This is a genomic window from Providencia sp. PROV205, assembly GCF_028479505.1.
Lineage (GTDB): Bacteria > Pseudomonadota > Gammaproteobacteria > Enterobacterales > Enterobacteriaceae > Providencia > Providencia huaxiensis.
Map to the genome: position 1 here is coordinate 155429 of NZ_JAMPNU010000013.1, position 14332 is coordinate 169760.

A 14332-nucleotide genomic window follows, 5' to 3' on the forward strand; every position below is an offset into this window, starting at 1 on the left:
CTCAGTATTGCCCACATTTTTTTCACTGGCGACAAGTTCGATTCGGTTATAAATGCTTTGCCGAAAGCCGCTTAATGCCAGCGTTTAAAGGTCGGGGCACAATGCATCTACTATGGCTAAATACACGGATGCAAAAATACAGGTCGCAAAATCGTTATATTTGCGACGCTATACTCCAGCGGAAATCGCGGAGGAATTGAGCCTGCCTAATCGTCGGATTGTTTACTATTGGGCAGAAAAATGGAATTGGGCTGATATGCTCAGTCATGAGAGTGTGATTGAAGCAATTAACCGTCGCATTGTTTTATTGAGCGAGCGAACTAAAAAAACGGAGCTTGAATTAGATGAGTTAGACCGCTTAATTGCTAGCCACGTTAAATTAATGGCGCAAGCGAATAAGCACGCTGAAAAAATGGCAGCATTAAAATCTCAATCGTCAGATATGGAAGGGCGTGGCAATTACGTCTTAGATGATGATGGGGAACCGAAGAAAAAGAAAAAATACCGCAAAAATGATATTTCTAGCCTGACGCCAGAAGATTTCCAACGCTTTGCTGATGAAATGCTGTTTGGTTATCAAAAGCATTTGCGCATTAATATCACGCAGGCAGTACGCAATATATTAAAAAGCCGTCAAATTGGGGCGACGTGGTACTTCTCCTTTGAAGCCTTTGAAAATGCCTGTTTGACGGGTGACCCGCAGATATTTTTATCCGCATCAAAACCCCAAGCTGAAGTATTCCGGTCATATATTGTGAATATTGCAGAGCAATTTTTCGGGGTAACATTAACAGGTAACCCAATCCGTTTAAGTAATGGGGCTGAATTACGCTTCTTATCCACCAATAAAAACACAGCACAGTCTTACAGTGGCCATCTTTATTGCGACGAATATTTTTGGGTACCTGATTTTAAACGCTTAAATGATGTTGCATCAGCAATGGCAACGCATGACCGCTGGCGTATCACCTATTTTTCCACGCCTAGCTCTAAAACGCATCCGGCCTATCCGTTCTGGATGGGGGATGAATGGCGCGGCAATGACCCTAAACGTAAAAACGTTGAGTTTCCCAGTGAAAAAGAAATGCGCGACGGGGGGCGTGAGTGCCCCGATGGGCAATGGCGCTATATCATCACCCTTGAAGATGCGATAAAAGGCGGTTTTAACTTAGCGTCCATCGATAAATTACGACAACGATATAACCCTGACACATTCAACATGTTGTATATGTGCGTATTTATTGATAGTGGTAAGTCTGTCTTTAAATATGACACCTTAATGAAATGCGGTGTTGATGTAAATTTATGGGAAGACCATAAACCCGACGACCCGCGCCCATTTGGCAATCGCGAAGTGTGGGGCGGGTATGACCCTGCACGCTCTGGCGACACATCAACATTTGTTATCGTTGCACCACCCATGATGGCACCCGAAGTATTTCGGGTATTGGCAACATTTTACTGGCAGGGCTTTAGCTGGCGACATCAGGCAAAATTGATTGAAGACTTAACCAAAAAATATCGTTTCACACACATTGGCATCGATACCACAGGGATAGGTCAATCCGTATATGAAATGGTGCAAGATTTTGCGCCACGTATCACACAGCCCATTCTTTATAGCCTGCAAATGAAAACTCAACTTGTGATGAAGATGATAGATATTGTTGATGAAGAACGCATTGAATGGGATATGGATCAGAAAGAAATTCCCGCATCATTTTTATGCATACGTCACACAACTACGGGTAAAGGTGGCGCAATGACATTCGTCGCAGATAGAACACAAGAAACAGGCCACGCGGATGTTTTCTGGGCAACGTCTCACGCAGTAATTAAAGAGCCGCTTAACACGGATAAAAAGCGCAAATCTAAATATATATTACCAAAGGCTGCATAATGAAAAAGAAACGGAATTCACGCAAACAAATGGCGCAAACCACTAAAGCCCCCTCGAAAGGGTTTAGTATCACACTGGGCAAGCCAACGCCTATTCTAACGACACATACTGATTATAAAAATATCTGGTATGACAATGATTTTGACCACTGGACACCGCCAATAGACCGTGAAGCACTGGCGCAATTGGTAAATTTAAATGGCCAACATGGGGGCGTTCTCTATGCCCGCCATAATATGGTCACCAGCGATTATATTGGAGGTGGCCTAACTCATGAGCAATTAAAAGCGGCTGTCTTTAATTACTTTTTATTTGGTGATGTGGCCATTTTAAAAGTGCGTAACGGTTGGGGGGAAATCATCGGATTGGAGGTTTTACCCTCACTTTACTTGCGTAGGCGTAAAGACGGTGATTTTGTGATTTTACAAGAAGGTGAGCCGCTAGTTTATACCCCTGATGAAATCATTTATATCAAGATGTATGACCCACAACAGCAAGTCTACGGTTTACCGGACTATATTGGCGGTATCCACGCAGCTTTACTAAACAGTGAAGCAACTATATTTCGTCGTCGTTATTACCATAACGGGGCACACACGGGCGGGATGATTTACTGTAATGACCCGAATATGACCGATGAAGTGGAAGAACAAATTATCCAAAAACTCAGCCAAAGCAAAGGGATTGGTAATTTTGAAACTATGTTTGTGAGTGTGCCAAACGGTGACCCTGACGGCATCAAATTTATACCCGTTGGGGATATCTCTGCAAACGATGAGTTTAGCAATGTGAAAAGTATTAGTGCGCAAGATATCTTGAATGCTCATCGCTTCCCCGCTGGCCTTGCTGGCATCATTCCCGGCTTAGGCTCTGGCGGCTTAGGTGACCCATTGAAAGCAAGAGAAGCCTATCGACAAGATGAAGTTATCCCCGTACAAAATTTATTTATGAATGCGGTCAATAGTGAAATCGGTAGAAATGAGTCTTTGAAATTAAATTTTCATCAAAATATCGTTAAGGAAAATGAATAATGTCTAAAAATAGGGTAAAATTAAGACGTTATCAACAATCGGAGGTCTGGAACGTGCGAGTATTAAAAATATTCTGCCCCATTTGCGGCCAACGCGCGACAATTCGCAAATCGAATCGTAAACATCGTGAAATTTCAGACCTTTATTGCGCCTGTAATGATGTTGAATGCGGTCACACCTATGTTTTAAATCTAACGTTTAGTCACACCATCAGCCCTAGCGCCCACTCAGATGATTTGATTCAATCCATGATTGAAAAATTTAACCCTGAACAGCGCCAACTGGCGCTAGGGTTGTTAACCTCAAAGGGTGTGTGACTGCTGGCCTACATCAGGGCTGCTATTTAGCAGCCTAATTTTTTTATTACTCTTTTTTGTTATTTCTTCTCTTGCGCTATCTGCAAGCTCAGTAATCAGTGTGAGTACAACTTGACGCTCATAATGGTTGCAACCCTCTAAACACCCCAGCTTGGCAATAACACTAATGCGTTCAAATGCTACTGATTCCTGTAATAAATCGCTCATATTCAAATTCCCATTTGTATACTGGATATTTATACAGTATACATAAATTAAACCACAGGGGAACACTGTATAAGCCAAAAAAATAAAAAAATCTTTTTTATTACAGAGTTACGTTAAATGCTTCCCTAACTTTTAATTTCGTGACATGTCACACCAATTTTACTTAACGATAATTCATGCCAACCTTTGGTGTTCCAACAGTCTGCTGCTCCCGACAAACAACACTCAGCAACAGGCAAACTCTCTCCACACTTACCGCAACACTCATTAGAAAGCTGTTTGTATTTTTCCGTCAGTTCTTGGTTGTCTTTGATAATGAGTAATTGAATGTATTCATTCATATCGTAAGGCTCTCGCCCTGGTCGCCGTAATGCACAATTTTGGCGTAACATTTCTAGTTCTTGGCTATCAACAATCAACTCAAATTTCATTTCACCACTGTCTTTTTGTCGTTTACGCTGTTCCGCTTTGCGCTCTGCTGCTGTTTTTGCCATTTTCTTTTATCCTTTGCTGAATTCGAGATATAGCCGATTCACACTTAGCCAGTGATTTTTTGACTTTATCTGACTTAAATACGATTTTTTGAATATGGCCATTCGCGTGAAACTTCACGCTTTGACCGTTTTCTGTATAAATTGCCCCTCTTGCTATTGAATGGATCATGAAAGGGTCTTTTTCGGGGTCTAAAGTGATGCCAATTTCTTTGGCTTTTCTGACAATATCGGGAATAACCGTTTCTTTGTCTTTAATCGTCCTCCGTGCCTGCGTACAGTTATTGACAGAACTCCAAGGGGCGCTAATCGCGCCATCAAAACCAGCCTCCGCTGTCGCTTCGGCTAACTTCGGCACAATCTGCCAGTTCTTAATACGAGTGATAATTGGGGAGTCGTTACCCACTAAAGTACAGTAAACCCCTTTGATGCAATCGACGGGCTCACCATATGCGTTGGTCTTTTCTTCACGCTCATACCATAGACGGGCGATAAGGTCGGCACGACGCACGAACGCACCACCTTGTAATTTAGTGTATTCGCTCCAGTTGCTGGTATCGGCTGCTTTGTGGACTTCGGCAAATTCAACATCTAAACCTGTTGATGCTTCGGTATCATCACCCATACGGCGCAATTCACGCCACACCGACACAGGCGCACCGCCTATTTGTTGAAACTGGCGAATTTTCCAATGTGAAGCCCAAGCGGAAACCGCCCGCGCCATGTCCTTGCACTTCTGGCCTGATTCCTTATCGACTTCATCGTCCATCGCGTAACCGTCGATATTTTTTGAAATGTATTTAGCGATATAGCCAGTTGCACTGCCTTTTCTTTCGTCTATAGGCTCAACGTGAAAACGGGCTCTTAATGCTTTAGGTGTAGTAAGTTCGTCTTTATCTTCTAAACGTGCATAGTGACTAAAAATAGAACGCAATTGTTTTTTATGTTCAGGCATAACAAACAGCAACATATGCCAGTGCGGTGTACCATCATGGTGTGGCTCAGTAACACGAAAACCAAAAACACGGATACCCGCACGGCTATAAGCCGCACGTATTTTCGCCCACGTTTTACATAGATATTTTTGGGTTGCTCTTGGATCACATCCGTTCCAATTATCAACAAAACCACCTGCTTGATAGGCTGAATGGTATTTTGATGGAGCTGTCATTGTGTAAAATTCACCATCACAGCCCATTTCATTTGCGAGGTCTTCAAACCCGCGCATGCGTGCCATTAACTCACAACGACGAACAGCAGGGTTTGCCACGCTACCTAAAACCATTTTTGTAAGTTCGGTTCGGTTGCCGTCTTCGTCTTCTAATTCAAAGTCTTTAAGAAATTGCCAGTTTGAACGCTTTTGCTCTACCCAGCGATGCAAGGTTGTTTTTGAAACATAAGGGGATGCGGATTTTTGAACTTGACCAATCGCGATAGCAAGGTGCTCACGTTTAAGGTCACATAAACGCTTTAAGCGACGATACCACCAAGAAGCATCAAACATGCGAAGTAATGCCGCGCAAAGTTTATCTTCACTTGGTTTAATTCTGCCTTTAATAAATTGCTGCCAATATGGCGGCTGTGTGCCCGACTGCAATGTTAATTTAGCAAGGAAAGCGTAAGTTTTATCAAGACGCTGACGGGCTTCACATTCATCTTTTGGGTCGCTGTTGGCGTATTGCTTTGTTGCAGCTTCATAGTTATCACTCATAAAACTGGCAATATCATTTGCTAAAGTTTTGATAACTGTTCTATCTAGCTGAGCAATATTTTCTAGTTGCTCAATAAAGGGGAATGGCCTATCACCTGAAACACGATGTTTAAACTCATACTGTTTCATGACACGTTCGAATCGTGGCAATACATTTTTAGCGGTTTTGCGCAAAAATTCATTGGCACGACGACGACCCTTTTGATTAAAAAGGCGTGCGTATTTAGTGGCAAAATAAATTGATAGGAAATCGGGAACATGCGAAATAATTTTATGACGCCACTCAGCATCATCTTTATTAGCATCCCACATAATGCGTTCAGCCAGAGTCGCTGATTTCGGCAACTCTGGCTTGTTTTCTTCTTGTTGGCGACGTATTGAAATGTATACGTCGCTATTGTGCTCTAGAGAGTTATTCATTTGATTTTATTTCTAAAAATGATGCTATAAACTCAGAAGCTACTGGAGCTACAATCGCATTGCCCGATGCTTTCAGCATATGTAGTAATCCGGCAAACCCATCAACCACAGGCTGAACACCGGATTTAATTGGTGAGAAACCATTATCGACTCTCTCAACCCAATCAACTCCATCCCAGAACCCGTTACACGCTTGCCTGTCAACCCCCTTACCGCTGCATAATCCAGCCTTAAAAATGTCCGCACTCTCCCATCTTTGCGTATCAACTTCCCTCGACAGCCATTCATATCGCTGGCTGTTGGCGTCGGCCACCCAAAACAATCGCTGTCTGATGTGCGGCGCACCGAAGCCCGCAGCGCATAAATCGATTGCTGCCGAGGCGTACCCCTTACTTTCCAAGTTAGCTTGTACAGAGTCGAACCAAGCAAGTCCGTCTTTGCTTGCAACTTGTTCACCAAACACAACGCTAGGTTTTTGCTTGCTAATGAGCCGAAAGAATTCAGGCCATAAGTGCCGCTTATCGGATAACCCGGCTCTACCACCCGCATCGCTGAAAGGTTGGCAAGGACAGCTTCCTGTCCAAACTGGTTTATCATCAGGCCATCCAGCTTTTTTAAGCGCATATGACCAAACTCCGATTCCTGCGAAAAAATGGCATTGCGTGTATTGTTGGATATCATCTGGTTTCACTTCCTCAATTGAACGGGTATCAACATCACCGGCAGCAATATGACCGGCAGCAATTAAATTTCTTAACCACTGCGCGGCGAATGGGTCTATTTCGTTGTAATATGCAGCCACAATTAATGGCCTGTAGATTTATTTTCAATGTGATTAGCTTCACTCTCCAATAACTGTGCTATCTGTCCATAGTCGAGCTTGTCGCGAATAACTTGCAATGAAAGGCGACGTAAACGAGAAGCAAAAATAATTGAGCGTGCATTTTTTTCATCTTCACGGTTAGCTTGAATAACAGCAATCATTGTGACATCTTCACCGTTACCCATATCAACTACAGGTGTGAATGTTGGTTCTGGTATATTCATTTATTTAATTCCTAAATTTAGAGTGTAAAAATCCCTGACGCGCTAACGTCATTTATTTAATTCGTTTTGTTTAATTTAAAGGTAGCGTTAAATTCTTTGGTAAAAAAGCAGTTGATACCTTGAGGTAATTAATTGCTTTAACGATGTTGAATATCTCTTTTGATGTTAAATCTTCATATTCACAACCATGTCTAGACTTATCTATGTCAGCCATAAAGAATATAATAGCTAAAAGTTTTTTATTATTTGCATTGTCTTCATTAAAACGGTCACGCATTTCTTTTATAAATGACTTTAATTCTTTATTCTCTAATCCCGATGTTTTAGATTTAACTTCACAAACTTTATTGATACCGTGTACACGCTGGCCTATAGACATTGGCATGTAACGTTGTTCAAGTATTGCTGGGTTCTGTTGCATAGTAATCACCTATATTCTAGAAATGATATAAACAGTTGCAAACAAAATAACAGGAACAATATATTTTAATGAACCATCTTTTTTGTTTACGCTGATTTCTTCTAAACGTTTAAATGAGTCACCAGTGACTTTATATTTGTACTGCTGTTTATGTGCTTGAGTCATTTTTTATTCCTCAGAATGGAATTTCATTATGTAGTTTCATTCTCACCCAATCGATATCTCTTAAAATATCTCTTAAAACATCCTCAACCATTTCTATACCCAAATTACCATCATGAATAGCATGAGTAATATCGTGAACAATTTCACCTTTTAGCTGATGCTTATTATTGAGGCTTAAATAAAGCTCATTATTGTAAACACTCCCCTCACTATCTTTGTTTATTTCATTACTTACAGCTGATGCTAATTTTTCTAACGGATGCTTTTCTTTACACATAATTACCTCACACCATTGCTTGGCTGAATCCCACAACGGTATCAATCGCTGATACAAACGCAGGGGATGAATGTAAACGGGCTGAAATTGTCACACCGACTAATGCTAAACAACGTATCGCATTATTTACGCTCTGTTTAATTTCAGCGCCACGGGCATTATTAATATGACCACCTAAAACCGCTTGGCTTGCTAACTTTCCGACCTCTGCCGTTGCATTTAAAATATATGAAGGAAAATTTCCCTCAGTCGCATTATTCAAAGGTACAGACGGCTGACATTGAAGCTGCTCCAGCAAACCATCAATTAAAGTTGCGTCTTCTGTTACATCTGTAACTTTAACTAAATCGCCCCATGTAAATTGGTGCGGCTGTTCTGGGTTTAACTTGTTACGCAACATTTGCGCATTCATGCCGATTGCTTCCGCTATCTGAACAAGGTCACCTTTGTGAGTAATCGCAAAAGCACGACATGCATTATCAAAGTGTGATTGTTTGGAAGCTTGATAATCAAACATAGCCTTTACTCTTTTTGTAATTCACTATTTACACATCAACATTCACGAAACGTGAACTTTTTTATTCAAACCATTCTTTATGGTAAGCGACCAAATCAACGTATACACGTTCATTAGCTTTCTTCTTTGGTTTGATTTTTAATTTACCTTGAGATTTCCAATAACGGGCAGTGCTAAGCGATATTCCATACTTTTCACAAAATTCTGATATTGGAATCCAGCGCTTTTTCATGGTTGTTTCAGTTGAACATTGTTCGTTCATAAGGCAAAATCTCCAGTTGGTTAACAACAGCTAACAATAATTGCTAACTACCTAACAATGGCTAACAATAGCTTGTAGTGAATAATAGATTCACTTAAAGCTAAAATCAAGAGGTATTTACCTTGAATCTAGAAATAGACTTCACTAAAAGTGGTGGCGAGGTGCTAGATCGTTGTATTGAGGCTTATGGATTTGGCTCCAAAGTAGCTTTAGCAGAACATTTAGGTATCGCTAGTAGTAGCTTATCGATGCGTTACAAAAGAGATTTATTCCCCGCCGATATAGTTGTACGTTGCGTTTTGGAAACAGGCGCTAATCTTGAGTGGTTAACATTTGGTACTGGAACACCATTCACACATGAAAAAGTTGATGTTCTAAAAATTACTAACTTTAAGTTAATCAATGGTGAACTTATTCAGTCAAGCAACGTTATGTTTGATAAAGCTATGTTCAAAAACACCGCCCCGCTTCCTGCTGAACCTAAATCCATTCAGGAAGATAATAATTACTACATCATTGATAAACATTTCAGTGATATTTTTGACGGTAAATGGCTAGTTGATATTGAGGGTAAAATAAGTATTAGAGAACTTACTCGCATACCTATAAAAAAAGTTCGCGTGTCTGGCGTTGGTATACCGTTTGATTGTGATTTAGATGACTTATCTATATTAGGTCGAGTTGTTACTATTATTGAAAATCAATAAATAATATGACTGTTAGAAAAATTGACTCTGGCGAATGGCTATGTGATATAAGGCCTAACGGTGTTAACGGTAAACGCATACGAAAAAAATTTGCCACAAAGGGTGAAGCTCTTTATTACGAGAAATATATCTTAGGTGAAATGGAGGATAAGCCGTGGCTTGGTGAAAAACAGGATAACAGGCGGCTTTCTGATTTAATCAATCAATGGCATGACTTATACGGTAGAACCTTAACCGATGTAGACCGCATGATGTCAAAGCTAAAAGCTATTTGTGCAGGGCTAGGCGATCCAATCGCATCACAACTAACCGCATCTGATTTTAGTTTATATCGTGAGGGTCGCTTAAAAGGTGAAATACCTGATGTTAATGGGCGCTGCATGGAAATAAAGCCTGTCACGGTTAATCATGAACAACGCAATTTATCAGCAGTCTTTGGTACTTTAAAAAAATTAGGTCATTGGTCTTTACCTAACCCTCTTGCTGGCCTACCTACTTTTAAGGTAGATGAAAGCATGGTGACATTTCTATATAAAGATGAAATCAAAATTCTACTTGATGCGCTTTCAGAATCTAAAAGTGATAGCGTTTTAATGATAGCAAAAATCTGTCTTTCCACTGGCGCAAGATGGAGCGAAGCGGAAAATTTAGAAAGTAGCCAAGTAACCCCCTATCGTATTACTTATAAAAACACAAAAAGTAAAAAAGTAAGAACTGTTCCTATTTCAAAAGAACTATATAACGAGATACCCAAAAAACGAGGCAAGCTGTTTACCCCTTGTCGTAAAACATTTGAAAGAACGGTAAATAAAGTAGGAATTGAATTACCCGAAGGGCAATGCACCCACGTTTTGCGACATACATTTGCAAGCCACTTTATGATGAACGGGGGAAATATTTTAGTGCTAAGAGACATTCTAGGCCATTCAGATATAAAAATGACAATGATATACGCTCACTTTGCACCTAGTCATTTGGAAGATGCCGTCACCAAAAATCCATTATGTTCACTGGATGAATAAACATTGCTTTTTACACAGCTAACAATTTATTATGTCCACATAGTGTCCATCTAACTCAATAACTATTGTTATTCGTTGATATCTATTGATAGCCGTTATCAGCCATTGTTAGCTAATTTATTGATTAATATAGTAACCTATTGATTTCACTATACCCCATTAGAGAATGTAGAAATTTCGGACGCGGGTTCAACTCCCGCCAGCTCCACCAAATTATCTTCTAAGGACGTCCAAAGAAGACTGAAAAGCCCGCTAACTCAATGAGTTGCGGGCTTTTTTATGTCCTACACTGTCCTATTTTATCCCACCCAAGCTAATTCCTTTAGGCCCATTGATAGGCCCAACGAAAAGAACTAACATCTTTGTTGGGCCTAAACGCATGGAGATTTTTCATGGCAAGAAAAACAAAGCCATTAACCGATACCGAAATCAAAGCAGCTAAACCACAGGACAAGGACTATCAGCTGTATGATGGTGATGGACTCACACTGCTAATCAAATCTAGCGGAAGCAAGTTATGGCAATTCCGTTACTACCGCCCTTATACAAAACAAAGGACCAAACAAAGTTTTGGGGCCTACCCTGCTGTCACACTTTCAGATGCTAGAAAACTTAGAGCAGAATCTCGCTCATTACTGGCGAAAGATATTGACCCTCAAGAATATCAGAAAGATCAAATAAGAAACTCTCAAGAAGCTAAAACCAACACCTTTCAACTTGTCGCTGAACGTTGGTGGGAAGTGAAGAAATCCACCGTCACAGAAGACTATGGTAATGATATCTGGCGTTCTCTTGAGCGAGATGTCTTCCCCGCTATTGGTGATATTAGTGTTACCGATATCAAAGCGCATATATTGGTTCAAGCAATACAGCCCGTACAAGCCCGAGGCGCGCTAGAAACTGTTCGCCGCCTTTGTCAGCGAATCAACGAAGTCATGATCTATGCTCAAAATACTGGCTTAATTGATGCCGTACCAAGTATCAACATTGGTAAAGCTTTTGAAAAACCCAAGAAAAAGAATATGCCAAGTATTCCACCTGATCAGCTACCAAAGCTCATGCAAACAATGCGAACAGCTAGTATTAGCCTATCAACTCGATGCTTGTTTATGTGGCAGCTGCTTACCATATCTCGCCCTGCCGAAGCCGCTGAGGCCCGTTGGGACGAAATCAACTTTGAAACCAAGGAATGGAAGATACCCGCTGCTAGAATGAAAATGAATCGCGAACATACCGTTCCGTTATCTGACGCTGCTTTGGCTATTTTAGAGCTAATGAAACCATTAAGTGGTAATCGTGAATTTATCTTCCCTAGCCGTATCAAGCCTACTCAGCCAATGAATAGCCAAACCGTCAATGCTGCATTAAAACGCGCTGGATTCGGAGGTGTACTTGTTTCACACGGTCTTCGCTCAATTGCCAGCACCGCTCTCAATGAGCAAGGCTTCCCACCTGATGTCATAGAAACCGCCCTCGCCCACGTTGACAAAAACGAAGTTAGACGTGCTTATAACCGCAGTGACTACTTAGAACAAAGACGCCCTATGATGCAATGGTGGGCTGATTTTATTGAGAAAGCAGATAGGGGAAGTATTATTGAAGGAGGAATCAGAGGGATATCGCTAGTTGGGTAACTTGTGCGCCAGTTCGAATTTGAACTGGCACTATGACTACGTAGATCTATACATCATCCAGACGTCAGCTATGTGCCAGGAGCGGAACTCGCTTACATCATGCTATGTTAGTTTGCTGGGAGCAGGTCAAGATGTTCACTGCGCCTATGCTTCAGCAACACCTTCCCGAACTTTTCAAGGAATAGATAAATGGCTCGTAAATATGTTTATGGTGATAAACCAATCCGTACAACAACCGCTGAGATAGTTGAAAATGAGTTTGCTGGAAAGGCTACGGCTGCTCAGGTTGATGCAATTTTAAAGAAAAGATTTCCACATTACAAAGACAATACTTATTTGAATCTGATAGTTAACTCAGTTAACTGCAATCGTGGTCACTGGAGTTTTAACAGGACAGCCAGACGAACAGATGATGCCACCCATCGCCACCATGAATATGACCGACTTTTCAAGCGAGGAAACGTTTTCGAGGTCTATGATTCCGCACTTCATGGTGTGTTTGAAATCTATGAAGCTTCAGACGGCAAATGGCTAACACGTCCGGTTAAAAGTGAGTTTGAAAAGGCCATAGAAACTGCGTCTCAACTTACCTCAGAACAACGTAGAGATAAGTTAGCTACAGCCAACACCACGCCAGAAAGGGTCATTATAAAGAGCTATACCTTCAAGCGTAATCCCCTCGTTGTAGCAGAGGTATTAGCCTTAGCTGGAGGTAAGTGTCAAAACTGCCTACGTGACGCACCATTCAAGCGGGAAGATGGTAGACCGTATCTTGAAGTGCATCATGTGGAGTGGCTTGCTAACGGTGGAGAGGACTCTGTTGAAAATGCTATTGCACTCTGTCCGAACTGTCACCGTGAAGTACACTACGGCGCGCTTGTGTTGAAGCCGGTTAATATTAAGTAGTCTTCTTATAGCCCTCAACGTCTGCTCCTCGCTCAAAGCAGTCCGGCGACCCAAACGCTAGGTGCCAAGAGCAGATATTTTTAACATCACGGTACGTTAATCTGCCTGAGAAAAGTCAGCTCTTTCAAGACAGAAATCACGATGCCAGGCAATATGCTCTTTCAGCGGCCAATCGTCCGGGGATCGGGGTAAGCTAATTGCTTTACCGTGCAACGTGTGATATTCCGTATACATCATTGCAGGGGCAAGACATACCCGGTATTCATTATCGAGCCACAATAAGCCTTTATCAAACAAGGTATGGATATCGGTTTTCAGCAATAACCCAAAACACGCCCGGGAATGCCAAGCTCCAGCATAAGGACGGAGATGTGCGGCTTCAAGCAACTCAGAAATAGTGCACCCAGTGATAGCACATTGCCCCTCATATGCACGAAAAAGGCGACGCCTGAAGGCTGGCTGCCCCTCTCGTACAAACGTTTCGCGCATCATCCTCATACGCGCATCGCGGTATGTTTCGTCAGTAGGCATGTTGTTTGCAAGTTCGTTTTCATCTCTGAGTTGCAGCATAATCAAATCGGCCAATCTAGGCGCTGCAATACAAATAGGAGTTTTGCCATCCTCAGCGATGTCCCAGATACCATGCTTTTCAGGTGCGTATATGACATATCGCGTATTCTTTCCTACTCCAGAACGATAAAACTTGTCCATGGGATGGTTACTGTTACTCCGCATGTCTTTTCGTGTTCCACGATGAAACCATCGCTGACTATGATTCACAGTCAACGCCTGAAACTGATATTCTATTTCAGATTTCTTAAGTGGTGCATTGCTTGTAATTATCCATTTAACTACTTCGGCAACAGAAACTTCACCAAGCAGTTCCACTGTGTATACCACCCGAAGACGTTGCGGTTCCAAATATTCATCCGGAATATTATGACCACTCAATAATATATCGCTTTTAAAACTGTGGTGACGCATCCAGTCCCCCCACTGGCGTGAATGTGTGCTAATGCCTTTTCTAGCCGGCTCTCGACGGTGAATTTCTGCCATAAATTCCAGTCGTGTTGGTGCTCTGCCAAGTTGCTCATACAATTCATGACAACAATCCCACACAGCTCTTACTAACACCCCTTTCGGATAACCTTCTTTGCTTAACCCCATCCTCATTTCCTTATATTTTGTATATAGCTATGAGAACTCACGCATACTTATGAGTATTTCATATTATTCAATATGGTTGTCCTGAAGCCTACCAGCAATACATAACGAAGAACATCGTTACAGTGGGATG

At 41.6% G+C, this 14332-nt stretch carries 18 protein-coding genes; 7 read left to right on the forward strand and 11 right to left on the reverse strand.

Annotation, left to right across the window (positions count from 1 at the left end):
* Positions 1–112: 112 nt before the first annotated feature.
* The 3 genes from PR800_RS09705 to PR800_RS09715 are packed head-to-tail and all read left to right on the forward strand — an operon-like array spanning position 113 to position 3248.
* Complete coding sequence (locus PR800_RS09705; protein ID WP_272530674.1) at positions 113–1900, forward strand: terminase large subunit domain-containing protein; 1788 nt, start codon at positions 113–115, stop codon at positions 1898–1900.
* The gene (locus PR800_RS09710) at positions 1900–2931 is read left to right on the forward strand and encodes a phage portal protein (protein WP_410916301.1); all 1032 of its coding nucleotides are present in this window, start codon (positions 1900–1902) and stop codon (positions 2929–2931) included. Before PR800_RS09705 ends, PR800_RS09710 begins: the two co-directional genes overlap by 1 nt.
* The gene (locus tag PR800_RS09715; RefSeq protein ID WP_231068175.1) at positions 2931–3248 is read left to right on the forward strand and encodes an ogr/Delta-like zinc finger family protein; all 318 of its coding nucleotides are present in this window, start codon (positions 2931–2933) and stop codon (positions 3246–3248) included. Before PR800_RS09710 ends, PR800_RS09715 begins: the two co-directional genes overlap by 1 nt.
* On the opposite strand, the gene PR800_RS09720 is transcribed toward PR800_RS09715, so the two are convergent.
* From PR800_RS09720 to PR800_RS09765, 10 genes are all read right to left on the reverse strand, one after another.
* Positions 3234–3455, reverse strand: coding sequence for a hypothetical protein (locus tag PR800_RS09720; RefSeq protein ID WP_272530676.1), 222 nt, complete (start codon positions 3453–3455; stop codon positions 3234–3236). The two genes, PR800_RS09715 and PR800_RS09720, sit on opposite strands and share 15 nt — an antisense overlap.
* Positions 3456–3580: 125 nt before the next feature.
* A complete protein-coding gene (locus PR800_RS09725; protein ID WP_231068177.1) occupies positions 3581–3949 on the reverse strand; it encodes a hypothetical protein in 369 nt (122 codons plus the stop codon).
* A complete protein-coding gene (locus PR800_RS09730; RefSeq protein WP_272530679.1) occupies positions 3909–6077 on the reverse strand; it encodes a replication endonuclease in 2169 nt (722 codons plus the stop codon). Before PR800_RS09730 ends, PR800_RS09725 begins: the two co-directional genes overlap by 41 nt.
* Positions 6070–6879 carry a DNA cytosine methyltransferase gene (locus PR800_RS09735; RefSeq protein WP_272530681.1) on the reverse strand — a complete coding sequence of 270 codons (810 nt, stop codon included), beginning with the start codon at positions 6877–6879 and terminating at the stop codon, positions 6070–6072. The genes PR800_RS09730 and PR800_RS09735 overlap by 8 nt, the downstream gene beginning before the upstream one ends.
* Before the next feature lie 2 nt (positions 6880–6881).
* On the reverse strand, positions 6882–7124 hold the full coding sequence (locus PR800_RS09740) for a DUF2732 family protein (protein ID WP_272530682.1): 243 nt from the start codon (positions 7122–7124) through the stop codon (positions 6882–6884).
* A gap of 70 nt (positions 7125–7194) precedes the next feature.
* On the reverse strand, positions 7195–7545 hold the full coding sequence (locus tag PR800_RS09745) for a DUF5347 family protein (protein ID WP_272530684.1): 351 nt from the start codon (positions 7543–7545) through the stop codon (positions 7195–7197).
* Positions 7546–7554: 9 nt separating this feature from the next.
* Entirely contained in the window at positions 7555–7710 is a 156-nt protein-coding gene (locus PR800_RS09750; protein ID WP_272530685.1) for a hypothetical protein, read from the reverse strand.
* A 10-nt stretch (positions 7711–7720) separates the two neighbouring features.
* Positions 7721–7987 (reverse strand): hypothetical protein, encoded by a 267-nt coding sequence (locus PR800_RS09755; RefSeq protein ID WP_272530686.1) that lies wholly within the window; start codon positions 7985–7987, stop codon positions 7721–7723.
* A gap of 7 nt (positions 7988–7994) precedes the next feature.
* Complete coding sequence (locus PR800_RS09760) at positions 7995–8504, reverse strand: phage regulatory CII family protein (protein ID WP_272530688.1); 510 nt, start codon at positions 8502–8504, stop codon at positions 7995–7997.
* 61 nt (positions 8505–8565) lie between these two features.
* A complete protein-coding gene (locus tag PR800_RS09765; protein WP_036952399.1) occupies positions 8566–8766 on the reverse strand; it encodes a MerR family transcriptional regulator in 201 nt (66 codons plus the stop codon).
* 122 nt (positions 8767–8888) lie between these two features.
* On the opposite strand from PR800_RS09765, the gene PR800_RS09770 reads away from it, so the two are divergent.
* The 4 genes from PR800_RS09770 to PR800_RS09785 all read left to right on the forward strand — a co-directional run bounded on the left by PR800_RS09770 (position 8889) and on the right by PR800_RS09785 (position 13035).
* On the forward strand, positions 8889–9473 hold the full coding sequence (locus PR800_RS09770) for a phage repressor protein CI (protein ID WP_164455372.1): 585 nt from the start codon (positions 8889–8891) through the stop codon (positions 9471–9473).
* A 5-nt stretch (positions 9474–9478) separates the two neighbouring features.
* Complete coding sequence (locus tag PR800_RS09775; RefSeq protein ID WP_164455370.1) at positions 9479–10495, forward strand: site-specific integrase; 1017 nt, start codon at positions 9479–9481, stop codon at positions 10493–10495.
* Positions 10496–10887: 392 nt separating this feature from the next.
* Entirely contained in the window at positions 10888–12129 is a 1242-nt protein-coding gene (locus PR800_RS09780) for an integrase (RefSeq protein ID WP_272530690.1), read from the forward strand.
* Positions 12130–12318: 189 nt separating this feature from the next.
* Complete coding sequence (locus PR800_RS09785) at positions 12319–13035, forward strand: HNH endonuclease (protein ID WP_272530691.1); 717 nt, start codon at positions 12319–12321, stop codon at positions 13033–13035.
* A 96-nt stretch (positions 13036–13131) separates the two neighbouring features.
* Here PR800_RS09785 and PR800_RS09790 read toward each other — a convergent pair whose 3' ends face one another.
* Entirely contained in the window at positions 13132–14202 is a 1071-nt protein-coding gene (locus PR800_RS09790; RefSeq protein WP_272530692.1) for an HNH endonuclease, read from the reverse strand.
* Between the last annotated feature and the right edge of the window lie 130 nt (positions 14203–14332).